General features: G+C 59.2%; 24 protein-coding genes and 1 pseudogene. 9 read left to right on the top strand and 16 right to left on the bottom strand.

The window, feature by feature from the left end; all coding sequences use genetic code 11:
• The first annotated feature begins 45 nt into the window (after positions 1-45).
• Positions 46-957, top strand: a complete 912-nt coding sequence (locus ACR0NA_RS20440) for an AEC family transporter (protein WP_480732208.1) — start codon at positions 46-48, stop codon at positions 955-957.
• A gap of 24 nt (positions 958-981) precedes the next feature.
• On the opposite strand, the gene ACR0NA_RS20435 is transcribed toward ACR0NA_RS20440, so the two are convergent.
• The gene (locus tag ACR0NA_RS20435; protein ID WP_480732205.1) at positions 982-1,422 is read right to left on the bottom strand and encodes a DUF4399 domain-containing protein; all 441 of its coding nucleotides are present in this window, start codon (positions 1,420-1,422) and stop codon (positions 982-984) included.
• A gap of 230 nt (positions 1,423-1,652) precedes the next feature.
• Here ACR0NA_RS20435 and ACR0NA_RS20430 point away from each other — a divergent pair, with 230 nt between their 5' ends.
• Positions 1,653-2,558 carry a LysR family transcriptional regulator gene (locus ACR0NA_RS20430; RefSeq protein ID WP_170656185.1) on the top strand — a complete coding sequence of 302 codons (906 nt, stop codon included), beginning with the start codon at positions 1,653-1,655 and terminating at the stop codon, positions 2,556-2,558.
• A 57-nt stretch (positions 2,559-2,615) separates the two neighbouring features.
• Here the strand turns inward: ACR0NA_RS20430 and ACR0NA_RS20425 are convergent, their stop codons facing one another.
• From ACR0NA_RS20425 to ACR0NA_RS20405, 5 genes are all read right to left on the bottom strand, one after another.
• A complete protein-coding gene (locus ACR0NA_RS20425; protein WP_480732203.1) occupies positions 2,616-3,335 on the bottom strand; it encodes an SDR family NAD(P)-dependent oxidoreductase in 720 nt (239 codons plus the stop codon).
• A gap of 69 nt (positions 3,336-3,404) precedes the next feature.
• Positions 3,405-4,307: an OmpA family protein gene (locus ACR0NA_RS20420; RefSeq protein WP_480732201.1), complete on the bottom strand. Its 903-nt coding sequence runs from the start codon at positions 4,305-4,307 to the stop codon at positions 3,405-3,407.
• Complete coding sequence (locus ACR0NA_RS20415; RefSeq protein ID WP_480732199.1) at positions 4,304-4,876, bottom strand: peroxidase-related enzyme; 573 nt, start codon at positions 4,874-4,876, stop codon at positions 4,304-4,306. Before ACR0NA_RS20415 ends, ACR0NA_RS20420 begins: the two co-directional genes overlap by 4 nt.
• A gap of 16 nt (positions 4,877-4,892) precedes the next feature.
• Positions 4,893-5,603 carry a GNAT family N-acetyltransferase gene (locus ACR0NA_RS20410; protein ID WP_480732197.1) on the bottom strand — a complete coding sequence of 237 codons (711 nt, stop codon included), beginning with the start codon at positions 5,601-5,603 and terminating at the stop codon, positions 4,893-4,895.
• Positions 5,600-6,322 (bottom strand): competence/damage-inducible protein A, encoded by a 723-nt coding sequence (locus tag ACR0NA_RS20405; RefSeq protein ID WP_480732195.1) that lies wholly within the window; start codon positions 6,320-6,322, stop codon positions 5,600-5,602. The genes ACR0NA_RS20410 and ACR0NA_RS20405 overlap by 4 nt, the downstream gene beginning before the upstream one ends.
• A gap of 50 nt (positions 6,323-6,372) precedes the next feature.
• Between ACR0NA_RS20405 and sfsA the strand changes: the two genes are divergently transcribed.
• The 3 genes and pseudogenes from sfsA to ACR0NA_RS20390 form a co-directional block, all read left to right on the top strand.
• Complete coding sequence (gene sfsA, locus ACR0NA_RS20400; RefSeq protein ID WP_480732193.1) at positions 6,373-7,074, top strand: DNA/RNA nuclease SfsA; 702 nt, start codon at positions 6,373-6,375, stop codon at positions 7,072-7,074.
• An 81-nt stretch (positions 7,075-7,155) separates the two neighbouring features.
• Positions 7,156-8,298, top strand: coding sequence for an amidohydrolase (locus ACR0NA_RS20395; protein ID WP_480732191.1), 1,143 nt, complete (start codon positions 7,156-7,158; stop codon positions 8,296-8,298).
• Between the two features lie 2 nt (positions 8,299-8,300).
• Positions 8,301-8,384, top strand: a pseudogene (locus tag ACR0NA_RS20390) (IS5/IS1182 family transposase); the annotation flags it as partial.
• A gap of 76 nt (positions 8,385-8,460) precedes the next feature.
• Here ACR0NA_RS20390 and ACR0NA_RS20385 read toward each other — a convergent pair.
• The 6 genes from ACR0NA_RS20385 to ACR0NA_RS20360 all read right to left on the bottom strand — a co-directional run bounded on the left by ACR0NA_RS20385 (position 8,461) and on the right by ACR0NA_RS20360 (position 16,104).
• Positions 8,461-10,275: a BCCT family transporter gene (locus tag ACR0NA_RS20385; protein WP_480732189.1), complete on the bottom strand. Its 1,815-nt coding sequence runs from the start codon at positions 10,273-10,275 to the stop codon at positions 8,461-8,463.
• Between the two features lie 78 nt (positions 10,276-10,353).
• A complete protein-coding gene (locus ACR0NA_RS20380) occupies positions 10,354-11,364 on the bottom strand; it encodes an Ldh family oxidoreductase (RefSeq protein WP_480732187.1) in 1,011 nt (336 codons plus the stop codon).
• A 12-nt stretch (positions 11,365-11,376) separates the two neighbouring features.
• On the bottom strand, positions 11,377-12,006 hold the full coding sequence (locus ACR0NA_RS20375) for a DUF3726 domain-containing protein (protein WP_480732185.1): 630 nt from the start codon (positions 12,004-12,006) through the stop codon (positions 11,377-11,379).
• Positions 12,003-13,688, bottom strand: coding sequence for a hypothetical protein (locus tag ACR0NA_RS20370; RefSeq protein ID WP_480732183.1), 1,686 nt, complete (start codon positions 13,686-13,688; stop codon positions 12,003-12,005). The genes ACR0NA_RS20375 and ACR0NA_RS20370 overlap by 4 nt, the downstream gene beginning before the upstream one ends.
• Positions 13,685-14,662: a membrane dipeptidase gene (locus ACR0NA_RS20365; protein ID WP_480732181.1), complete on the bottom strand. Its 978-nt coding sequence runs from the start codon at positions 14,660-14,662 to the stop codon at positions 13,685-13,687. Before ACR0NA_RS20365 ends, ACR0NA_RS20370 begins: the two co-directional genes overlap by 4 nt.
• Entirely contained in the window at positions 14,662-16,104 is a 1,443-nt protein-coding gene (locus ACR0NA_RS20360) for an aldehyde dehydrogenase family protein (protein WP_480732179.1), read from the bottom strand. The genes ACR0NA_RS20365 and ACR0NA_RS20360 overlap by 1 nt, the downstream gene beginning before the upstream one ends.
• Positions 16,105-16,206: 102 nt before the next feature.
• On the opposite strand from ACR0NA_RS20360, the gene ACR0NA_RS20355 reads away from it, so the two are divergent.
• A complete protein-coding gene (locus ACR0NA_RS20355) occupies positions 16,207-17,091 on the top strand; it encodes a LysR family transcriptional regulator (RefSeq protein ID WP_480732177.1) in 885 nt (294 codons plus the stop codon).
• A gap of 381 nt (positions 17,092-17,472) precedes the next feature.
• Entirely contained in the window at positions 17,473-18,285 is an 813-nt protein-coding gene (gene map / locus ACR0NA_RS20350; RefSeq protein ID WP_480732175.1) for a type I methionyl aminopeptidase, read from the top strand.
• Here map and ACR0NA_RS20345 read toward each other — a convergent pair.
• The 4 genes from ACR0NA_RS20345 to ACR0NA_RS20330 form a co-directional block, all read right to left on the bottom strand.
• Positions 18,273-18,452, bottom strand: coding sequence for a hypothetical protein (locus ACR0NA_RS20345; RefSeq protein ID WP_170656281.1), 180 nt, complete (start codon positions 18,450-18,452; stop codon positions 18,273-18,275). The two genes, map and ACR0NA_RS20345, sit on opposite strands and share 13 nt — an antisense overlap.
• A gap of 24 nt (positions 18,453-18,476) precedes the next feature.
• Positions 18,477-19,112, bottom strand: a complete 636-nt coding sequence (locus tag ACR0NA_RS20340; protein ID WP_480732173.1) for an HAD family hydrolase — start codon at positions 19,110-19,112, stop codon at positions 18,477-18,479.
• An 86-nt stretch (positions 19,113-19,198) separates the two neighbouring features.
• Positions 19,199-19,759, bottom strand: a complete 561-nt coding sequence (gene rsmD / locus ACR0NA_RS20335) for a 16S rRNA (guanine(966)-N(2))-methyltransferase RsmD (protein ID WP_480732170.1) — start codon at positions 19,757-19,759, stop codon at positions 19,199-19,201.
• Positions 19,756-20,967, bottom strand: a complete 1,212-nt coding sequence (locus ACR0NA_RS20330) for an NAD(P)/FAD-dependent oxidoreductase (protein WP_480732168.1) — start codon at positions 20,965-20,967, stop codon at positions 19,756-19,758. The genes rsmD and ACR0NA_RS20330 overlap by 4 nt, the downstream gene beginning before the upstream one ends.
• 98 nt (positions 20,968-21,065) lie before the next feature.
• On the opposite strand from ACR0NA_RS20330, the gene ACR0NA_RS20325 reads away from it, so the two are divergent.
• Complete coding sequence (locus ACR0NA_RS20325) at positions 21,066-21,551, top strand: redoxin family protein (RefSeq protein ID WP_480452912.1); 486 nt, start codon at positions 21,066-21,068, stop codon at positions 21,549-21,551.
• Between the two features lie 122 nt (positions 21,552-21,673).
• Positions 21,674-21,919, top strand: a complete 246-nt coding sequence (locus tag ACR0NA_RS20320) for a hypothetical protein (protein WP_170656291.1) — start codon at positions 21,674-21,676, stop codon at positions 21,917-21,919.
• The last annotated feature ends 11 nt before the right edge of the window (positions 21,920-21,930 follow it).

Here is a 21,930-nt window from a genome sequence, read left to right as displayed (position 1 = left end):
CAGGTGCAATAGACAAACACAGGTTGACTGAAGGGACGACCTGCCATGGTCTTTGCCACCATCCTATCAGGGCTTGCGCCGAGTTTTCTTATGGTCGCGCTTGGAGGGCTTATCCGGGCGCGCCTGTCTGAAAATGCATGGCAGGGCCTCGACAAGCTGAACTTTGAGATCCTGTTTCCGGCCTTGCTGTTTGTAGCCGCAAGCAGACGCCCGATCGAGATTTCCGAGGTTTTGCAGATTGGCCCCGCTGTGTGGGGCATTCTGGTCTTTGCAATGCTGCTTGGATGGCTGGCGCGTCCCATTGGACCGGACAGGTTTCTGGATTTTGCGGGCGGCTGGCAAACCGTCTGGCGCTTTAACTCGGCAATTGCGCTGGTCGCGTCACAGATTATCGGACCCGACGCGATTGGCCACATGGCCGTCGCCATCGGCATGGCAGTACCTGTCGCCAACATGCTTGCCGTTATTGTGTTGTCCCGTGGCGGGAGCCTGAGCGTTGTTCAGACAATTTCCAAAGTCGTGCTGAACCCGTTTCTGCTGGCTAGTGTGCTGGGGGTTGCCGTGGGATTGTCGGGTATCTCGATTCCCTCTCCAATAATGGCACCGCTGGACATGGTCGCCGCTGCGGCCATACCAATTGCGTTGATTTCCATCGGGGCAACGATGAATTGGAGCGCCTTGGCAAAAATGGATCGTTTCAGCGGATATGTAAGCTTGTCGCGGCTGGTTCTGGTGCCGGGCGGTACGTTTCTTGTCTGCCTTGTCGTAGGCAACGCCAGTGGTCTGGCACCTGTACTGGTTCTGTTTGCTGCACTTCCAACCGCGTCGGCAGCGCATGTTCTGGCATCCGGTTTCGGGGCCGACCGAAAGCTGGTTGCCACACTCATCGCGCAGTCGACCTTGCTCAGCGCCGTAACGCTGCCCTTGTGGATACTTGCGACAAGGGCAGCCTTTTAGCGCGACGGTTTTACTGCCCGATGGTTATTCCACCTTGATCGTTATCACATCGGAAACGATGGGGGTGGAATGGGGGACGTGACCGTAATCACCCAGCACCAGTTGCAGCGTATGCTCGCCCGGCGCGAGGTCGATCGTGACCTCTGTCTGACCGCCGCCGAAATGCAGGTGGTTGTCGTCTGCCGGCAGGCCATAGGACAGCTCGTCGGCGCCGTCCTCACCCTCGCCAAGAGGCGGGCGGTCGATCAGAAGATGATGATGGCCGGTATTTTCCGCCTCGGTCCCGGACGGTGCGACGCCCATGCCGCTGAGCCCGAACACTATGGTAACCGGTGCGGTCACGGTATCACCGTCAGCCAGATTGACGAAATAGACCTTGGCATCGGGGTTGGACGGCGTTTCCCCCCCGGCATGCGCAAAGCTTGCTAACAAACAGACGGAAACAGTCGCGATAAAGGCCTTCATGATATCCTCCCTGGTCACAAAAATGCCATTCTCAGGATAGCACGTAAGGGAAAATGTCCAGTTCACGCAGACTTAAAAGGCCCGTGAGGGGCCGCTTAATCATTGTTTCCGCGTTTCCGACACGCAAACGATCCCAACTAAATCCCTGATATTATCCCATGTCTGCCCCGTTCTCGCCCAGATTTGCAGCGAATGTACGGTACGACAAACAACACCTTGGGGACGCGAGTATGGACCGACTCACCGAAATGGAAGCCTTTGCCAACGTGGTGGATCAGGGTGGCTTCACCGATGCGGCCAAAAAGATGGGTATTTCCAAATCGGCCGTTTCCAAACACGTCTCAAGCCTTGAGGCGCGATTGGGTGCCCGCCTGTTGAACCGCACGACGCGACGCGTGTCGCCGACCGAGATCGGGCTGGCCTATTATGACCGCGCACGGCGGGTTCTGAACGACGCGGGCGAAGCGGATGCGCTGGTCACGTCGATGCAATCGGCACCTTCGGGGCTGTTGCGGATCAGTGTGGCCACCGATTTCGGCGTCAATCACCTGTCGCCGGTTCTGTCACAGTTCCTGTCCGACTTTCCCGACATCACGGTCAACATGGTCCTGAACAACCGTTTTGTCGAACTGATCTCGGAAGGGTTTGACGTCGCCATCCGCATTGGCGAGCTGGAAGACAGCACCCTGCGCGCGCGCAAACTCACGGAAACCGTCAAGCGGATGGTCGCGGCGCCCAGCTATATCGAACGGTATGGCCGCCCCCAGCGCATCGACGAACTGAACGAACACAAGCTTTTGCATTATTCCAGCCAGTCTTCGGGCAATGTCTGGAAGCTGACCGCACCTTCAGGGGAAAAAAGGCAAGTTCGCACTGCCGGGTGGCTGAGTGTGAATGACGGTCAGTCGCTTCTCAACGCCGCAATATCGGGGTTGGGAATCGCCTATCTGCCCAGTTATCTCTATGCCGACGCGCTGAAAAGCGGCGAAGTCGTCGACGCAATGCCGTCGCTGCCGGACGAGATACAGGGCATCTATGCGGTCTATCCGCCGGGGCGCTTCACGCAGCCCAAGGTACGGGCCTTTATTGATTTTCTCGTCGATTCCTATGCGGAAAAGGGACCGATGGACTGGTAATTTCTCCCAGACCACCTTAGACACCCACGCCTCTGGCGTGGGTTTTTTTTGTCGCGATCAGAAGTTTTCGACCCATGGCCTGAGCGTCAGTTCATTCGACCATGTCGTGCGATCCTGATTGATCAGGTGCATGTATTCCCGCGCTATTGCATCCGGGTCTAGCATGCTGTCGGGGTTGTCGGCGCTGTCGATGCGGCCAGCGCGGTTGGGGTTGCGAATGCCACCGTCGATGTTGATCCAGGCGACGTGTATCCCCTTGGGATGCAGTTCGCGGGCCATGGATTGCGCCAGTCCCCGTTGGGCGAACTTACCCATCGCAAAGGGGGCCGACAGCGGAAACCCCTTAACGCCTGCCGAAGCGCCAGTGAACAGGATCGTGCCCCGCCGGTCAGGGGATAGATCCTGCGCCAGCATGCGCCGGGCGGCTGCCTGCCCTGTCACAAATGCGCCGTAAGCCGTGACTTCGACCGATTTGCGCACGGTTTCGGGATCAAGCTCGATGACCGGGCCGCGTTGGCGCGCCGACGGATTGTAGCAGGCGACGCGAAGTTCGCCGGGCAATCCTGCAATCAGGGCAGCCATGCCTGCGGCATCTGTGGCATCCAGTTGGTGCAACTGCGCACCGGCTTCATCCGCAAGGGCCTGCAGGTCCGACGTATCACGAGCGGTCAGATGCAGGGCGTAACCCGCCTGCGCAAGCTCGCGCGCAAGCGAAGCTGACAGACCCGCCCCCGCACCAACGATCAGGGCAGCTGATTTTTTCGAAGAGTCCGGCATGGCATTTCCTCCTGCCGCAACATGACAGGATTCCAAAGCCCGCGCAAAACACGGCCGGTTGAGCGCGGTTCAGTTTGCCAGCAACACGGCCTCAACCCGGCGGTTGCGGTCGCGGCCTTCGGGCGTCAGGTTCGACGTCAATGGCGCAAGATACCCGACGCCCTGCGCCTCGATCCGGTCGCCCGCCACGCTGTAGGCCGAGATCAGACGATCACGCACCGCCTCAGCCCGTTTCTTGCTGAGGGCAATGTTGCTTTGAAGCGCGCCGGTGTCGTCCGTATGCCCGACCAGCGCCAGACGCATCTCAGGATTGTCGGTCAGGAAATCTGCAAGGGATTTCAGCGAGGCAAACGGCCCTGCGCCCAGCGCGGACGAGCCGGTCTGAAATTCCAGATCGTTCAAGATGACATGGCCGTCGCGTTCCAGATCGTCCAGCACGGGTTCCGGACCCGAGGCCGCTTCGACAACCACCAGCGGCGGTTCGGTTTTGACATCTGCTGGTGTGACACGGATCAGCTGAATGAACCCGTCGGGTGGGTTGCGGCTGATCAACAGGCTGAAGACGGTGCCGTCGCGTTCGGCTGTCAGAAAGCGATAGTCGTGAATGGCCACGTACATGTCCGGGGTCGGCACCACCTCGGTTCCGAAGCGGAAATCGAAACCGCCACATTTCTGCGCCTCGCACTCCATCGTGATCTTGTATCCCTGCGCCTCAATCTGGTCACGCAGCGGGGCCAGTATCTGCAATGTCGTAGCTGAGCCGGACTGGATGCCCCAGGTTCGACGCTCGACCCGGCCTTCGACCGTTTTCGACGGCACGGCACCATTGGCGAACACGCCCGTCGGCAGGTCATAGCTGTCCAGTTCACTGACACGATCCGACAGTTGTCTGGCGCTGGCGGGCAAGGTCAGTTCCTGGGACAGGGCCGGTCCCGCCGCAAAAGCGGCGCAGAGGATGAGGCGAAGGATCATCTGAACAGGGCGTGATATTCTTCGTTCGGTTCCATCGCGATGGCGCTGGCCACGCGGTTGGACATGTTGAAGAACCCGGCAACATTGGCGATGTCCCAGATGTCTCGGTCAGAGAAACCCGCGTCGCGCAGGCGCTGGCGGTCGGGTTCCTCGATCTCGGCGCTTGCGGTGGTCATCTTGGCCGCAAAATCCAGCATCGCGCGCTGGCGCTGATCCAGAGGTGCCACACGGTAGTTCATCACCAGCATCTCGCCCAGTTGCGGATTGCCGGACAATTGCCGGACAGCGGCCCCATGCGCCACAAGGCAGTAAAAGCATTTGTTGATTGAGGACACGACGACGGCGATCATCTCGCGTTCCAGCTTGGACAGCCCGCTATCGGCGAGCATCAGGTCATTATACATTCCGGTGAATGCGTTCAACTTGTTGATATCGAACGCGTTTGCCTTAAGCACGTTCGGCACCATGCCCAGTTTTTCGACACAGATATCAAAGTATTTCTGCGTCTCGGGCGGCAGCGGGTCCGCCATAGGCAGGTTCAGCGCCATGGGCTGTTTCTGATCGGTCACGTCTGTCTCTCTCCCCTCAGACAAGCTGGCGGTAATGATATTCTCCCACGACCGGCATTCCGAGAGAGAGGTAGAGGCGGTTCGCCCCTTCATTCGCCTTTGTACAGATCACGCTAAGGGTATGAGCGCCGTTGTCCAGCGCCCAAAAGGCCGCGGCACGCATGGCCCACTGGCCAAGGCCCTGACGGCGCTGATGCGGAAGGACTTCCAGTGCGTGCACCATGGCGATGCCGTCATGGATGGCGACAAACCCGGCGCCGCCGGGCTGATCGCGGTGACGCATCAGCAGTCCGGTTTTCGGGCCGGGTGCGCGGTCCATCACCGCCAGCCGCGCAGGTCCTATGCCACCCTGCTGCCAGATCTCGCGCATGATCGCCAGCGGTTCCCATAACGGGAACACGGTAACGCGGGGAATGGCTATATCGGTCAGATGTTCGACCGGGCAGGCGTATATGTTGACCGGATCGAGGATGTCATAACCGCGGTCCGCCAGTTGCGCGTCCAGTTCCTCATCCCCCGGGCGCAGGCAGAAAATCCGCTTCTGGTCCATTGCCTGCATCCTCGCTTCGGCGGCGGCGATATCGGAGGCTGTAAAGGTGCCTGTCGGGCTGGCCGCCGACACGCGCGACCCGCCGCCCTGCCCCTGGCGTAGCAAAAACGGACCAAGCGTTTCATAATCCGCTGCAGGCCATGTTCCGTCGACCACGTCGGCCCAGTTGACGCTCAAAGCTCAAGCTCCTTCGCCAGCCGGGTCACAGCAGCGTCTATGCGCCCGCCATCAGTGCCGCGGATGACCACATTCGCCCCGAATACGCCGTTAACCTGAAAGGGATAGCAGCCGATGGACAGATCATCGAAATCCTCGGCCAGAGCTGACAGTGTCGGCGCAATATCCCCTTCGCCACGATCCACCCTGAGGGATTGCGACAATAGCGGCACGCCACCGGTCAGGGTTGACAGCACGCTGGCCACCATCGCTTGAAAAACCGTTGGAACCCCGGCCATCACATGGACGTTTTCGATGGTAAAGCCCGGCGCGGTCGAGACCGGGTTTTCGATCAGCACCGCCCCGTCCGGGATACGCGCCATGCGCAGGCGCGCCTCGTTCAGTTCCAGCCCGGTCTTTTCATAATGCGCCTCAAGCAACGCGCGGGCATCGTCGCGGACATCCAGCCGGGCGCCGAATGCGCGGGCGATACAGTCGGCGGTGATGTCGTCATGGGTGGGGCCGATACCGCCGCTGGTAAAGACGTGATCGAACCCTTCGGACAGGTCCCGGACCGATCTTTCGATGGCGTCCGCTTCGTCGCTGACGATACGCACTTCCTTGAGGTCGACGCCGTGTTTGGTCAGTTCGCCTGCCAGAAAGTGCATATTGGCATCACGGGTGCGGCCCGACAGAATCTCATCTCCGATCACCAGCATTGCGGCGGTTGGATTGGCCATGGCACCCTCTCCTCTTGAACGAACTTGTGTGCAGGTATAGGCGCTTGGACATGCGCTTTGAAACCCCTCTTGTTCCCGCCCGCCTGATCCGCCGCTATAAACGCTTTCTGGCCGACTGCCGCCTTGAAGACGGGCGCGAGGTGACGGCCCATTGCGCCAATCCCGGTTCCATGATGGGGCTGGCTGAGCCGGGGATGAAAATCTGGCTGGAGCCTAATGACGACCCGAAGAAAAAGCTGAAATACGGGTGGCGGCTGGTCGATCATGAAAACGGACATTTCACCGGGGTCGATACTTCGGTACCGAACAGGGCGCTGCGGGCGGCGCTGGAGGCCAGAGAGATTGCCGAACTGGCCGCGTATGAAACCGTGCGACCCGAGGTGAAATACGGCGAGAAAAGCCGCATCGACTTTCTGCTGAGCGGGCCGGGATTGCCCGACGCCTATGTCGAGGTCAAAAGCGTGACTCTGTCGCGCCAGACGGGTCTTGCCGAATTTCCCGACAGCGTCACCGCACGCGGCACCAAACATCTGGGAGAGCTGGCAGCCATGGTGGCGCAGGGGCACCGGGCCATCATGCTGTATCTGTTGCAGCGCACCGATTGCGACAGGTTCACGCTGGCTGCGGATATCGACCCGGCATATGCGGCAGCGTTCGACGCCGCGCAGGCGCAGGGGGTCGAGCGGCTGGTATACGGGACGCGGATCTCGCCCGAAGGGGTCTGGCTTGCCGACGCGCTGCGGCCCGTATGACCCTGATCGATCTGTGATTGCCCGTGGCGTGCGTTTCGCTAAGGTCGCATCATTGGCTGTTTAGCTATCGAGGAGAAACTCTTGGCACCTGATCAATCCGAACTCATCGCACTCAGGCATGAATTTCACCGCTTTCCCGAACTCGGGTTTCAGGAAAACCGCACAAGGGCCAGAGTGGCGGAAATTCTGCGCGATCTGGGGCTGGAGGTTCACGAAGGCGTCGGTGTCGTGGGTGTATTGCGGGCGGGAACAGGCAACCGGGCAATCGGATTGCGCGCGGATATGGACGCCCTGCCGATCCATGAGACCAGCCAGCACGATTACCCGTCAGAGACACCCGGCGTCATGCATGCCTGCGGGCATGACGGCCACATGACCATGCTTTTGGGCGCCGCCAAAGCACTGGCCGCCGATCCGGATTTTGACGGCACGGTGATTTTCCTGTTCCAGCCGAATGAGGAACACGGTCTGGGCGCACGCGCGATGATCGACGAGGGGGTGCTGGAGCGCTTTCCGGTGGATGAGGTCTATGCCATCCACAACCTTCCCGGTGCACCTGTCGGGCAGGTCTCGACGCGGACCGGGCTGATCTGTTCGTCGGAAAGTCTGTTCGAGATCACGGTCAGGGGTCAGGGCGGCCATGCTTCGATGCCGCAGGCCGGGCGCGACGCCATCACCATCGGGGCGGAACTGGTTCAGGCGCTGCAGACAATCGTGTCACGCAAGCTGCCCCCTGGGGCGGGGGCGGTGGTTTCGGTCACCGAGTTTCTGACCGACGGACAGCGCAACGTGCTGCCGGGAACCGCAACGCTCAAAGGTGACGTCCGCGCCCGCAGTCCGGAAGACCGGGAAAACATCGAAGGCTTCATGCGCCAGATCGCGTCAGGTGTGGCGGCAGCGCATGGCGTGACCGTCGACGTTTCCTACAACACAGAGTTCATCGAAACGATCAACGCCGAAGGCCCGGTGCAGGCCGTGACCCGCGCCGCCCGTGCCGAAGGGCTGGAGACGATCCCGGACCGGCAACCGATGAGCTTTTCCGAAGATTTCGCCCATTTCAGCGCCGCAGTTCCGGGGTGTTTTCTGTTGCTGGGCAACGGGGAAACCGGAGCGCACGGCCAGCCGCTGCATGCCAGTGATTACGATTTCAATGATGAGATCCTGCCCATCGGCGCCGGATTTTGGCAGGCACTGGTGCGTGACCGGCTGCCCGTGCGGGGGTAGGTGAGCGGGGTGAAGAGAAGACGTACATGATCGACGCGACCTATCTCGAGGCACACCGCTCCGCGTCCAGCTTGAGCGTCAAAAAGAACGTCACGAATTTCAAGAACAAAACCCGTTGGGCGGAAATCCGGGCAGCCTTGGTTCAGCTGCCCGGAATATTGCTTACTCAGCCGGGGCCGTCTGTTTCTGGCGTAAGCCGTCGCGGTAAAGGGCCTTGGCGAGTGCTACGCACATCAGACCCATGACCATCGTGAAGGGCAGTGCGCCGATGATCATCGCGTTCCGCAGGGCATCCATTGGATTGTTCTCGCCTGCCGCCAAAATCAGAGCACCGATCACCGCTGTCAGGATCAGACCCCAGATGATCTTGTGCTTGTTGCCGATGTTCTGATCGCCACCCGACATGATGGTGTTCATCACCAGAATGCCCGAGTCAGCCGATGTGACCAGGAAGGTCATGATCAGGACAACACACATCACTGTTATACCCGACAGCAACCCGCCCGAGATCATTTCTTGCAGGGTGACGAACAGCTTGGCGGTGTTCGACGCACCGATGATGGCGCCCTCGGCCGTGCCGTTCAGTTCAAGATCGATCGCGGTGCCACCCAGAATGGTCATCCATGCAAAGCAGACCAGCGCTGGTGCGAATACACAGCCAACGATGAACTCACGAACCGAACGCCCTTTGGAAATCCGCGCCAGGAACAGGCCCACGAAGGGCGAGAACGCGATCCACCATGCCCAGTAGAACGTGGTCCAACCTGCCTGCCAACCAAACTGACGACCCGGGTCACCAGCGGCATAGACCGAAGCGAGAACGGATTCAGGCAGGGCTGCGGCGTCGCCTTCAAGTCCTGATTTGAACCCGTCAAACGAACCCCAGGGGTTGGTTGCACCGCTGTACAGGGCATCGGCAAATGGGGCGGCTTCGCTTGGCAACGCTGCATCAAATGCTGCCGCTGACTGCGGGTTGAACGCGCCAAAACTGAGCGAGATGAAATGCAGGATGTAGTCGATGAACGCTGTTGCATAGGTGGTCATCGCAAACAGGAACGAACCGAATACGACAAAGACCAGCAGCAGGATCAGGGATAGCACCAGATTCAGGTTCGACAGGTACTTAACACCACGACCAACGCCCGAAACAGCCGATATGATCGACAGGCCCATGATGACGATCAGACCCGCCAACAGACCAACTGTGCTTGGGGTCGGAACTTCACCGTTCAGATCCATGATCCATCCCATGCCGGTAATTGCATAAAGCCCGTCGATGAACTGCGAAACGCCAAAACCGATCGTTACCGAGACACCCAGGATTGTTGCAACAACACCCAGAACGTCTACGACGTGGCCAAGAAAACCGTTCATCAACTTGCCAAACAAAGGTGTCAGCGCAGTGCGGATCGTCAGGGGCATGTTACGCGTGTATGCATAGTAGGCCAGCGACAAGCCAGTCACGACATAGATCGCCCAGGCATGAAACCCGTAGTGCAGGAAGGTGTACCGATACCCGGACTGCAGTGCCTCTTCGGTATTACCAACAACCTGCTCGGCGATCACAACCGGATTTGAACCCCAAAGGCCCAGAGGCTCGGCGGTGGCAAATACCATCAGACCGACACCCAGACCGGCGCCGAACATCATAGAAAACCACGAGAAATCCGAAAATTCCGGTTTTTCACCTTCCGGCCCCATGAGTCGTTTACCAGTTTGCGGCAGCGCAGCCACGACAAACAGGAAAAAGGCAAAGAAGCCGACGATGATGATATAGAAGGCGTTGAAGTCTTCCAGCAGGCGCGAGTTCAGGCTTCCCAGAACTCCATTTGCGTTTGCAGGCCAGACCAGTGCCCAGATGACCAGCGCAACCATGATCGACTTGCTGAGCAAGGCAATTTCGACGCTGTGACCTTCATAGAAACCGCCCGAAGATCGCTTGATCTCCAGATCGGTAAACGGATCCTTCATTGACATGTGTTTCCTCCCTGTTCGCACGTGTCCTGGTGTCCAGAAAAATTTTTGCAGGTGTCCCGGAACTTCACCATTCGGGCCCTAGGAGAGCAGGGCCTCAATTTTTTCCAGCGTTGCCACATTGACGGCTACACCTTCAGAATTTGCCGCCAAACGCTTTGCCCGGCGACCGTCACCGGGCAAATGTGCGCCGTCCTGAAATCGGATCGCTTCAACAAGATCGGCAATTCTGGTCGAAAAAACGTCACCTGCAGTCGCTGATGCGTCAATCGCGATAAAGAACTGACCCGTCTTAGGAGGGCCTCCAGCCGTTCCCGAAAAGGGTGAGGCGTGAATTCCAAGCGTGGCGCCGGTTAGCGCCGCGGCCAAAACCTCGGTCAGCAAAGCCACGCCGACACCTTTGTAGCCCCCCGAAGGGGCCATCGATCCCTTGAGCCCGATATTCGGGTCGGTGGTGGGGTGGCCATCGGGATCCAGCGCCCAGCCAACCGGGATCGACTTGCCTTCCCGGGCATGTTTCATGACTTCGCTTTTTGCGATGGTGCTAGCGCTCTGGTCGATCAGCAGTGCGGGTTGCCCATCAGTGCCTGGAGCGGCGATCGAGAACGGATTGGTCCCAACCACCGGCTTAGAGCCTCCCGAAGGTGCAATTGAAGCCGGAGCGTTGGTGAAGCCCAGACCGACCAACCCTGCCTGCGCCAGCCGGTGAGTGTGATACCCCAAAACTCCGCAATTATAACTGTTGCGGATCGCCAGCGTCGCAATCCCCTGCGTGCGGGCAGCTGGGATCAGCGCTTTGAACCCGGCCTCAATGGCTGCATGCGCAAACCCGGTGGCAGCATCGACAGTGATAACACCGGGGCGTGGCTTTGCCAGAACCGGCTGGGCCTGCCCATCGACCTTGCCGCATTGAACATGCTCACAGTAGATCGGGATATAGGCCAGGCCATGGCTGGCAACCCCGTCTGCCTCGGTCGCGGCGGTTGCGACCGCCAGAGGTCGCGCGTTTTCCTCGCTTGTGCCCGCAGCGACCAGTGCCCGGAAAGACAGCTCTTCGATTTCAGCAAGTGACAGGGTGCGGGTTTGGATCATGGCAGTCTCTTTTCAGTCGTTGTCGGAAAGCCCGGCACCAGCACCGAGCAAACGGGATTCTTCCGTTGCCGGGGCGTAGGTGCGGTGTGCAAAGCGGTTAAGCATGTTCCATGCCGCCGGATCGGGCATCGCGCGGGTTTTTTGCGCGCGCGGATTGGTCAGGGTATCACCCATTGCAATCTCGATTACGCTTGCGTGGGCGGGGCACTCGTTTTTCAGTACCAGTTGCGTCCCGTCAGTCGCTGCGAAGAAATCGCCCGCTATGACGGTAACAATTGCGGATTGGCGACGTGCGGCTTGAGCCGCAAATGGCAGCAATACAGCAGGCGTGGCCAAATTTCTGATCCGGTTCGGGCCGGAATGCAGAAAATGCGAGCAATCCGACAGCAGCGCCCCGGTCATCAGCGGACACAAGTCCATACCCCCGGCCCAGTCGGGTTCCATATGTTTAGGGACGTGTTCACCCAAATTGCTGGCAAACTCGCGCTCCAACACGCGTGCTAATTCGGCCGCCCCGTCAAGACCCTGTGCACAGAGCCAGCGCGTCGCCTTCCCGGCCTCTTCCGCCACACCCCAGTCATAGCCTGCACCGCGCGTTGCGCGTTTGGCGGTGGCTTCGACTTCGTTAAGGGAAAAGTTCATTGCGCAAGCTCCGGATAGACCCACAGATCGGCATTGTCCGGGCTCAGCTCTTCGGGATATGGCGCGCCTGCATACATACAGATGCGAACCCAGCGGTCTGAGCGCGGATCGAAATGGGTGGCGCCGAAAAACGAGAGTTTGGCGCGTAGCATGTCGATGGGCATCACCTCTGCGCCAATCGTATTGTCCCGGATTTCACCATACGGAGCGACGCGGCTCATCTGCGCGCGGCGCACCGTGTGGCGATGTTCCGGGTGGCGCAGCAGGAATTCTGCGACCGGGGCTTCGCCCGACCATTTGTCCAGCACGTCAAACGCACGCGCCGCATCGCGTGCCGGAGCAAGAGGTTGTTCATAGTCCGCGATTGGTTCGTCGAACCGTTCCCCCAGGCGAGGTTCAAGCTTTTCTTCGGAAACATACCAGGCACGCGCGCAATGTTCGGCTGCGTTCCAATCCAGGTCCAGCGCCCAGCCAAAGCTCGTGCGGATCAGCTCGCGCACCTGGTTGACCGGCATTGCACCGTCGATTGCAAAGGCCGCGCTGTTGCCATCCGCCATGCAACTGCTCAACCCGTCCACCAACTCGCCATATGGTTCAAGGATCAGAGAGGCCAGCAACTCTTGCCCTTCTTCGCCAAGGGCGGTCTGAGACCATTGGATCAGGTGTTCCCAGGGCTGGATTCTCGTCAGATCTGTCTGATCGAGATGCGCGGTTATCGCGTCCAGATCAGCACTCAGGGCGGTAAGCTTTTCGATCTGGATCGGGTGCTCAGACAGCCACCACGAGATCGACAATTTGCTACGCTCGAATACCTCGCGGAACATGGTCACTTCGGCGTCCGTTGCGGTCTCAACAGACCGAACGCGGGCGATGGCCTCTTCGCGTGCCATGATCCAATTGTTGAACAGGATCGGGTGATTGACGATGAAGGGTGCCATGCCCAGCCCGGTCGAGTTGCCGATCCCCAGCCAGCGGGCGATATTCGGGTCAAGCTGCGCAGTCTGTGCACCGCCCTTGGCCTTTGCCATGTGCTGCACCAGATCACGTACGAATATCCGGGTCAGATAGACCGAGAGCATCTCGGCCTGAAACGGGCCGCTGACCTCGGGACGGTCGGCGATTTTTTCCCGGTCTGCCGCGCCGAACTTGCCTGATCCGTAAACCGCGGTGGTGCGCATCAGATACCCAACCTTGTAGATCTGTGCGAGGTCCGGTTGCTGACCCGCAGCCAGCCGGTCCACCACATGGGCCCACAACCGAACCGAGCGGTTGGCACGCGACAGCGACAACTCGCTTTCGCTGACCCGACCGGCCTCTTGCAGCGGTACATTCTGCGACAGACGTTGAATATCGTCCTTAGTGGGAACACCGTCGAACAAGGCGAAGGTGGCATCCCAGGCCTCGGCTATCACACGATCCGAACGTTGCTCGGGCGGCAGGTCATGGGCGAAGGCGACCAGTGAATAGGTGCGATCGGGTCCTTGCGCGGAATATACCGCGTGGCCCACACCGTTAGCGTCAATATCAAAAACGGGGCGGGAAAAGACCCATTTCTCAGCCGCCATGCGGCGGGTGAGCTGGCGCATGAAGCTGAGCCGACATTGATGCAAAGACCCAAGACGCGAAAGGCGCATCACCCGGGCAGGCTCACGACGTTCAACATTTTGGGGCGTGGTGGTCATGGCTGTTGCGATCCAAAGTTTTCGGCGAAGAAACGATACCAGTTGCCACCCATGATGCCCGCCACCTCTTCGGCGTTCATGCCAACGGCGCAAAGCCCGTCTTTGATGTTGCCAAAGTCGCGATTGTCGCGGAACCAGTGGGGCATCGGAGGGAAGCCAGGCGCCGAGGCCGAGCCTTCGCCATAGTCAATCTCTTTCGTCCAGCGCCCAACCCGCATCCATTCGACCACGCTGTCTGATTGATCCTGACACAGGTCCGTACCAATCCCCAGGTGCTTTACCCCATATTTGTCGGCCGTACGGGCGATCATCTCGCAGAAGCTTTCCAGCGCGCAGTCAGATTTGCCCTTCAGGTGATGCGGGTAGACCGAAAAGCCAAACATACCGCCGTTTTGTGTCACCGCGCGGATCACATCCTCGCGCTTGTTGCGCAGCGCGGGAGACCATTCGTGCGGGTTGGCGTGCGTGATGGCGATGGGACGTTCGGAAATTTCAGCCGCCTCGATGGTCGAGCGGTCTGCCGAATGGCTCATGTCGACCACAAGCCCGACGCGGTTCATTTCCTTGATGACCTGCTTGCCCATGCGGGTGATGCCGGTGTCTTCGGCCTCGTAACAGCCGGTCGCCAGTAGGGACTGGTTGTTGTACGTCAGCTGCATGAACCGCGCACCCAGATCGTGCAGGATTTCGACCAGACCGATATCGTCCTCTATCGGAGACGGGTTCTGGAACCCGAAGAATACAGCCGTCCGGCCCGTTTCCTTTGCTAAATCAATGTCGCTGGCCCAGCGGCCTTTCATGATCAGGTCCGGATATTGCTCGAACCAGCGATTCCATTTCTCAAAGTTCAGAACGGTTTCGCGGAAATTTTCATGATAGGCGATGGTGACGTGGATCGCATCCACGCCCCCTTCGCGCAGTTGGCGGAAGATCTTTTCCGACCAGTTGGCATATTGCAGGCCATCGATCAGCATCAGACAGGGCCTGCGCTGATATAGGCGGTTTTGACGGTGGTGTAGAACTCGGCCGCTGCCTTGCCCTGCTCGCGCGGGCCATAGGAACTGTCACCACGGCCGCCGAAGGGCACGTGATAGTCGGTGCCAGCGGTGGGCAGGTTCACAGTGACAACACCCGTGCGCGCGTTTCGGCGGAAATGGGTGGCGCGGGCCAGCGACTTGGTCACAATGCCCGAGGTCAGACCAAAGTTGGTGTCATTGACCACGCTCAGCGCCTCGTCATAGCTGCCGACCTTGATGACGCTGGTCAGGGGCGCAAACATTTCCTCGCGGTTGATGCGCATATCGTTGGTGGTGTTCAGGAACACGCCGGGAGACATGTAGAACCCGTCATGCGGCATCTCCAGCCGCTGGCCGCCGCAAGCAAGCTCTGCACCTTCGGATTTGCCCAGATCGACATAGGCGAGGTTCTCAGACAGTTGCTGCAGGCTGACGACAGGTCCCATCTGGGTACCGTCTTCCAACGCATGTCCCACTTTCATCGCCTGCGCACCCGCGACCAGCTTCTCGACAAAGGCATCGTGGATACTCTCATGAACAACAATGCGCGACGAGGCCGTGCATTTCTGGCCTGTACCGCCAAAAGCTCCACCCAGTGCCAAGGTGACCGCCAGATCCAGATCGGCGTCATCCATAACGGCCAGAGCGTTCTTGGAGCCCATCTCCATCTGGACCTTGGTCAGGTTCTGAATGGCGGCAGCGGCGATACCCTTGCCCACTGGTACGGAGCCGGTGAAGGAAATTGCATTGACCTTGGGGCTTTCGACCAGTCGCTGCCCGATTGAACGCCCCGAGCCCATCACGAGGCTGAATAGGCCCTTGGGAATATCCTGACGTTCGATGATTTCGGTCAGCGCCACAGCCGAGGCAGGCGTGATGTTAGCAGGCTTCCACACAACCGCGTTGCCATAACATAGCGCGGGCGCAATCTTCCACGAGGCGGTCGCAGTAGGGAAGTTCCATGGACTGATGATCGCGACAACGCCAACCGCCTCACGTCGCACGTCGACCTCGATGTCAGGGCGCACGGAATCAGCGTTCTCACCGATTTGGCGCAAGCATTCAGCGGCATAGTAGGTAAAGAACTGACCGGCGCGGAAAACCTCGCCCTTGCCTTCCGCAAGCGGTTTGCCCTCTTCGCGGCTGAGCAATGTGCCCAGTTCCTCGGCGCGCGCCATCAACTCATTGCCGATGTTCATGAGCACGGCTTGTTTACGCTCCAGCCCATAGGATGCCCATTCGGCCTGTGCGATGCGGGCCTGATCCAGCGTTGCGTCCAGCTGATCGGCACTGGCCTGGGCAAACATGCCCACCAGATCGCTCAAATCCGACGGGTTGCGGTTTTCAATCTCGCTTTCGCCAGCCAGCCACTCGCCTGCAATCAAGTTCAATTTGGTCACTTTGGATCCCACCAACAGAAATTCGGATTACAGAAAGATGGATTTTTTTGACCGCATCAGTCAAATTCAAATAAATTGACCGAACTTCAGGAGAATTGAAGTATGGCGATCAAGATCGAAATGCTGCGCTGCTTCTGCATCGTGGCGCAAACCGGAAACCTTGCCGAAGCAGCAGAACGGCTTGGCCGCACACAATCCGCTGTTTCAATGTCACTGAAGCAGTTGGAACAGCACATCGGAAAGCCGTTGTTCGAAGGCGAGCGTAAGAACCGGCTAACGGTGCTGGGAGAGGAAGTGTTTAAATTGGCACTGAAACAGGTGCGCCAATTCGAACACACCATAAACAGCATCGGAGAAGCCGCAAGGACCGAGCACGGCCTGGTTCGGATCGTATCGGTCCCGTCAGTCGGGGCGCTGATCTTTCCGGCCGTTCTTGACATCTTGGCAGCCCGGTATCCCAATCTGAAAGTCGAGATACGCGATACCGACACGCAGCGCGTTCTGGATGCGCTTGCGGAAGGAGAGGCCGATATCGGGATCGCGTCCGGTCACCACCCGATCAACGGCGTTGAAGCGATCCCTCTGTTTGAGGATCGGTTCGGACTAGTATGTGCGGCGGATCATCCTCTGATCACGCAGGCTGCCCCTCCGACAATTGAGGATGTGGTTGCCGCGCCGTTCGTGCGGAACGCTCTGAGCGATAATATCCAAACCCCAGCCTTCGTGAGCGCAATGGAGGGCGCGGCGATAACTCTCCACAACACACACTCGTTGATTGCTTTGGTCAAAACCGGAAAATGGGTCACGATACTGCCCCAAACCGTTTCACGGTTTATGCCGGAAACCATAGCGTTTCGTTCTGTTTCCGACCTGCCGGATAAAAGGCAGGTCTATCTGTATGTCCACAACAGAACACGATTTCGGGAACAGACGGATGCGTGCAAGTCGTTCATTTTGGAATGTATTGATGATTGGCGAACCGAGTAGCTATTGTCTTTTTGGGTTCTGTCGCAATCCCCAAAGTCTGATTGTTTGAAATGAAGCCCTCGTGTCAGGGTCAGGTTTCATAACCAGTAGTTGATAATGGTCTTCCCCGGATTTTCGGCAGTATTTGCGGATTTTCTCAAGCGTAGCGAGGTACTCTGGCAACGTGAATATCAGCTTACCTATCTGGGCGTGGAACGCGTTTTGACGTCTCTTCACATCAAAAACCACAGATCGTACAGTTGATATTTCTGCCCTTTGATCTCTCTTATTCAAAAAACCATTCATGTCTAACAGATAGGACCCACAAACCCACACCCTCTGGTACTTTCTGCGCAAGCAGCGTAAAAAGGATGCTGCGCAACATTTTGGAGCCCCGCGTTGATGAAAGAACATCGTGGACGTCTGACCAAGGACGGTATTCGCATCTATGAACAAGGTGATTTTGCCGGGATGCACGCGGCAGGCGCCTTGGCGGCGCGGATACTCGACGAAATTGCCGAGCATGTCTTTCCCGGCCAGAGCACGGCCGAGATCGACCGCATCATCACGCAGATGGTCGAAGATGCAGGCGCGAAATCGGCAACGATAGGCTACAAGGGCTATCAGCACGCCAGCTGCATCTCGGTCAACCATGTGGTTTGTCACGGAATTCCGGGCGACAAAAAGCTCAAGGACGGCGATATCCTGAACGTCGACGTGACCGTGATCGTCGATGGCTGGTTTGGTGACACGTCCCGGATGTATGTGGCGGGCAAGCTGCCGCGCAAGGCCGAGCGGTTGATTCAGGTGACCCATGACGCGCTATTCAAGGGCATCGAGATGGTCAAGCCGGGCAACACCTTCGGTGATATCGGCCACGCCATTCAGTCTTACGTCGAATCACACCGGATGAGCGTTGTGCGTGATTTCTGCGGGCATGGTCTGGGACGTGTATTCCACGCGCCGCCGAATGTGCTGCACTATGGCCGCCCGGGTACGGGTGCAAAGCTGGAAGAGGGCATGTTCTTTACCATCGAACCGATGGTAAACCTTGGCCGCCCCGAAACCAAAACACTGGCCGATGACTGGACCGCCGTGACCCGTGACAAGTCGCTGTCGGCGCAGTTCGAACATTCGGTAGGCGTTACCGCGGATGGGGTCGAGATCTTTACCCTGTCGCCCGGCGGCAAGTTCCACCCGACCTATTCATCCTGATCACTGCTCTGTTCCCGCAGGAGCTTCAGAAGCATCGTGTCTCTGCCCCATGGCGTCACCGCGTCATGAATGAAAACGGGCGCGCGGAGCGGCGTTGGCTCGGGGCCCGTTTTGATGTCGGCATCCTGATTGAGTGCCCACATCCGGGGCGTCCATGTCTGATCCATGGGCGCTAATCTAGCACGTTCGGATCAAAGTCCCAAAAGCGCAGGAACCTCGGCCATGTCGTGAAAGACTTCGGCCCCTAATTCGCCGAGCTTTGCGCCATCGTCATGCTCGGCGTAACCGAGGCAACGCATCCCCGCCGCCATCGCGGCCCGAACGCCGCTGGCGCTGTCTTCGATGACAACTGATGACGCGGCCCCGAATTGCTGCGCAGCTGTCAGAAACAGGGTTGGATCGGGTTTTCCAACGCCCAGAACATGGGCCGAGAACATCCGGTTCTGGAACCGGTCCCAAAGATTGTTTTGCCCCAGTGTGATCTGCATCTTGTCCGGACTGCCGTTCGAGGCGACGCAATACGGAACGCCGTGATCGTCCAGATGTGCCAGCACCTCGGGGATGCCTTTGATCAGGGGCACGCCATCGCGCAGGCGGGCGTAGGTTTCATCATAAACCTCTTCGATCCAATTTCCCGGAAGATCAGCCCCCATGGCCCGCGCCGTGTCCTGCACCCTGGTCATCGTCGAGCCCACGAACAATGACATGCACTCTGCCAGAGACAGGTTCAGACCATAGCGGGCAAGGCTTTCGGTCATGACCTGATTTGAAAGAACCTCGCTATCAACCAGAACGCCGTCGCAGTCGAAGATTACCAGATCGTGCATTTACACCTCCTGTCCGCCATACGCGGTTTGGCAGAAGGTCACACGGCTTGCAATCTTCCGGTCGGCGCAATGGCGCTTGGATCGTTTCAGTCTGAAACATCCCGCCACATCAATGAGATATGCGTGTCGCCGTATTTCCGGCTGTCGTGCAGATCGAAACCTTCGGGCGCTGACATGGGGGCGTTTTCTTCCCATACCACAAGGGCGTTCGCCGCCACCCATCCCCCGGTGACCGCAGCGGCCAGCGCCTTTTGGCCCAGCCCCTTGCCATAGGGCGGATCCAGAAAGATGAGATCGCAGGGCGCGCCCGGATTGGCGCCAAGGCGGGTTGCATCACGCCGGATCAGGTCAGTTTGGGCGGCGCTGCGGGTCAGGTCGATATTCTTGCGGATCAGGCCCTGCGCGGCGCGTCCGTCATCAACGAAGGTCACATGAGTTGCACCGCGCGACAGAGCCTCAAGCCCCAGTGCGCCGGTCCCTGCGAACAGGTCCAGCACGTGCAGCCCTTCAAAGTCGATCTGATGGGTCAGAACATTGAACAGGCTTTCGCGCACCCTGTCCGTGGTGGGACGCAGGTGTGCACCTGCATCCCCCTTGCCGACCGAGGCCAGAGCGCGGCCCCGGAATGCTCCGGCGATGATCCTCACGCCTTGAGCAGCGGCTTCAGATCGGCAGCGGGATCGGCCACCACCGCAGGATCGGCGGTTTTGCCCAGTTCGATCAGGCGCTTGCCCACCATATAGGCACGCGGATCGTTCATCGCATCAACCGCAATCAGCTGGTCGCCCTTGTAGTACCAGAAGGAAACCGTCTGCCCTTCGCCCTCGCGGGTCACGACGCGGTCATAGCCGGTGTTCAGGCCTGCGATCTGCAGTTTGACGTCGTACTGATCCGACCAGAACCATGGCTTCGCGGTGTAATCCTTGTCCGCGCCCAGAATGTTCTGGGCCACGATCTCGGCCTGATCGATGGCGTTGGGCACGCTTTCCAGACGAATACGCTCGCCCCGGTGCGGGAATGAGGCGCAATCGCCCGCAGCCCAGATCGACGGGTCCGAGGTGCGGCCTTGCGCGTCGGTCCTGATGCCGTTGTCCAATTCAAGCCCCGCCATCTCGGCCAGTTGCGTCGATGGAGCAATGCCCACACCGACAACGACAAAATCCACGTCCAGTTCAGTTCCGTCGCTGAGGATCGCGCCCGTCACCTTGCCGTTCTCACCGACAAGCCGGTCCAGGCCCACGCCCTCGCGGATATCAGCGCCATAGCCGGTGTGCAGTGCGCGGAAGTAATCGCTTGTTTCAGGTGCCGCGACACGTTGCAGAATACGGTCTGCCATTTCCACCAGCGTCACCTTGACCCCGCGCTTGGCGCAGACCGCCGCAGCCTCGAGCCCGATATAGCCGCCGCCGACGATCAGCGCCTTCGCGCCCTCGGTCACCCAAGGGCCCATGCTGTCCACATGGGCCAGATCGCGCACCACATGCACGCCTTCTAGGTCACCGCCGATCGCGGCAGGCAGGCGACGCGGGTCGGAGCCGGTGGTCAGGGCCAGATGGTCATAGGACAGAACATCATCCCCGATTGAGACGGTTTTGGCCTGCGGATCGATGGCGCTTACACGTTCGCCAAGACGCAGGGTTATGTTCTGCTCGTCATAAAAGCTTTCGGGACGCAGAAAGAGGCGTTCAAGCTCCATCTCGCCCAGCAGATAAGCCTTGGACAGCGGCGGGCGCTGATAGGGCGGATGCGGCTCGGCCCCGATCAGAGTGATATCCCCGTCAAATCCGTCTTTGCGCAGCCTTGCAACCAGAGACGCCCCCGCCTGCCCTGCACCGATCACGACAATATGGCTCATAATCCTCCTGCCCAGTCGAAAAACCGTGGTCACATCCACCCCGACACCTATATGCCGGAGAGGACTGACTCGCAAATCCAACATTGAGGGAGAGGGAAATGATTTCAGCCGGAGATACATTGCCTGATGCAACGCTGACACAGATTGGCGCGGAAGGACCGGAACAGGTGCAGATGTCGGCCAAGACCGCCGGTCGCAAGGTGGTGATTTTTGCCGTACCCGGTGCATTCACACCAACCTGCCATTCGGCGCATGTGCCCAGCTTTATCCGCACAAAGGCGCAATTCGACGCAAAAGGCGTGGACGAGATCATCTGCGTTTCGGTCAACGACCCCTTCGTGATGAACGCCTGGGGCGAGGCCACGGGTGCGGCCGCGGCGGGCCTGACCATGCTGGCCGACGCCGGGTCCGAGTTTACCAAGGCGATCGGCATGGATTTCGATGCCCCGCCCGCCGGTCTGATCGCAAGGTCGAAACGCTATGCCATGCTGGTTGAGGACGGGAAAATCGTGGCGCTGAACCTGGAAGAAAACCCCGGCGCCTGTGAAATTTCGGCGGGTGAAGGTTTGCTGGACAAAATGTGACAGCGCTGGCCCCGGCATTCGCCGGGGCCATATCCTGCCGGTTTAATTCAGATTTAATATGAACCACTTGCTGCAATCCCCATATACAGGAATAATCACTGTGCAATCAGGGGAGAATGCTGATGAAATTGAGGATTTTAGGAGTGGCGCTGATCGCTGCGGGTGCGCTGTCCGCCTGTGGCCCCGCGCCGACGCCGCAGGCTCAGGCCGCACGGCAGCATGAAATCGCCTGCCTCAGCGGCAGTCTGGGCGGCGCATTGATTGGTGGGGCCATCGGGAATCAATTTGGTGGCGGGTCCGGTCAGGCAATTCTGACCGCCGCGGGTGCCGGTGCCGGTGCCGTGTCCGGCCAGCGTTACGCGTGTTAAGGGAGGCAGCG

The organism is Ruegeria sp. C11 (assembly GCF_056537725.1).
Note: the sequence above shows the minus strand (reverse complement) of the source record. Positions and strands in the feature narration are given on the sequence as shown.

What these genes read in the sequence shown, in the direction of transcription:
- ACR0NA_RS20440 (WP_480732208.1), top strand. Translation starts at nt 46, where the DNA reads ATGGTCTTTGCCACCATCCTATCAGGGCTTGCGCCGAGTTTTCTTATG.
- ACR0NA_RS20435 (WP_480732205.1), bottom strand. Translation starts at nt 1,422, where the DNA reads ATGAAGGCCTTTATCGCGACTGTTTCCGTCTGTTTGTTAGCAAGCTTT.
- ACR0NA_RS20430 (WP_170656185.1), top strand. Translation starts at nt 1,653, where the DNA reads ATGGACCGACTCACCGAAATGGAAGCCTTTGCCAACGTGGTGGATCAG.
- ACR0NA_RS20425 (WP_480732203.1), bottom strand. Translation starts at nt 3,335, where the DNA reads ATGCCGGACTCTTCGAAAAAATCAGCTGCCCTGATCGTTGGTGCGGGG.
- ACR0NA_RS20420 (WP_480732201.1), bottom strand. Translation starts at nt 4,307, where the DNA reads ATGATCCTTCGCCTCATCCTCTGCGCCGCTTTTGCGGCGGGACCGGCC.
- ACR0NA_RS20405 (WP_480732195.1), bottom strand. Translation starts at nt 6,322, where the DNA reads ATGGCCAATCCAACCGCCGCAATGCTGGTGATCGGAGATGAGATTCTG.
- sfsA (WP_480732193.1), top strand. Translation starts at nt 6,373, where the DNA reads ATGCGCTTTGAAACCCCTCTTGTTCCCGCCCGCCTGATCCGCCGCTAT.
- ACR0NA_RS20385 (WP_480732189.1), bottom strand. Translation starts at nt 10,275, where the DNA reads ATGTCAATGAAGGATCCGTTTACCGATCTGGAGATCAAGCGATCTTCG.
- ACR0NA_RS20380 (WP_480732187.1), bottom strand. Translation starts at nt 11,364, where the DNA reads ATGATCCAAACCCGCACCCTGTCACTTGCTGAAATCGAAGAGCTGTCT.
- ACR0NA_RS20375 (WP_480732185.1), bottom strand. Translation starts at nt 12,006, where the DNA reads ATGAACTTTTCCCTTAACGAAGTCGAAGCCACCGCCAAACGCGCAACG.
- ACR0NA_RS20370 (WP_480732183.1), bottom strand. Translation starts at nt 13,688, where the DNA reads ATGACCACCACGCCCCAAAATGTTGAACGTCGTGAGCCTGCCCGGGTG.
- ACR0NA_RS20365 (WP_480732181.1), bottom strand. Translation starts at nt 14,662, where the DNA reads ATGCTGATCGATGGCCTGCAATATGCCAACTGGTCGGAAAAGATCTTC.
- ACR0NA_RS20355 (WP_480732177.1), top strand. Translation starts at nt 16,207, where the DNA reads ATGGCGATCAAGATCGAAATGCTGCGCTGCTTCTGCATCGTGGCGCAA.
- map (WP_480732175.1), top strand. Translation starts at nt 17,473, where the DNA reads ATGAAAGAACATCGTGGACGTCTGACCAAGGACGGTATTCGCATCTAT.
- ACR0NA_RS20345 (WP_170656281.1), bottom strand. Translation starts at nt 18,452, where the DNA reads ATGGATCAGACATGGACGCCCCGGATGTGGGCACTCAATCAGGATGCC.
- ACR0NA_RS20340 (WP_480732173.1), bottom strand. Translation starts at nt 19,112, where the DNA reads ATGCACGATCTGGTAATCTTCGACTGCGACGGCGTTCTGGTTGATAGC.
- ACR0NA_RS20330 (WP_480732168.1), bottom strand. Translation starts at nt 20,967, where the DNA reads ATGAGCCATATTGTCGTGATCGGTGCAGGGCAGGCGGGGGCGTCTCTG.
- ACR0NA_RS20325 (WP_480452912.1), top strand. Translation starts at nt 21,066, where the DNA reads ATGATTTCAGCCGGAGATACATTGCCTGATGCAACGCTGACACAGATT.
- ACR0NA_RS20320 (WP_170656291.1), top strand. Translation starts at nt 21,674, where the DNA reads ATGAAATTGAGGATTTTAGGAGTGGCGCTGATCGCTGCGGGTGCGCTG.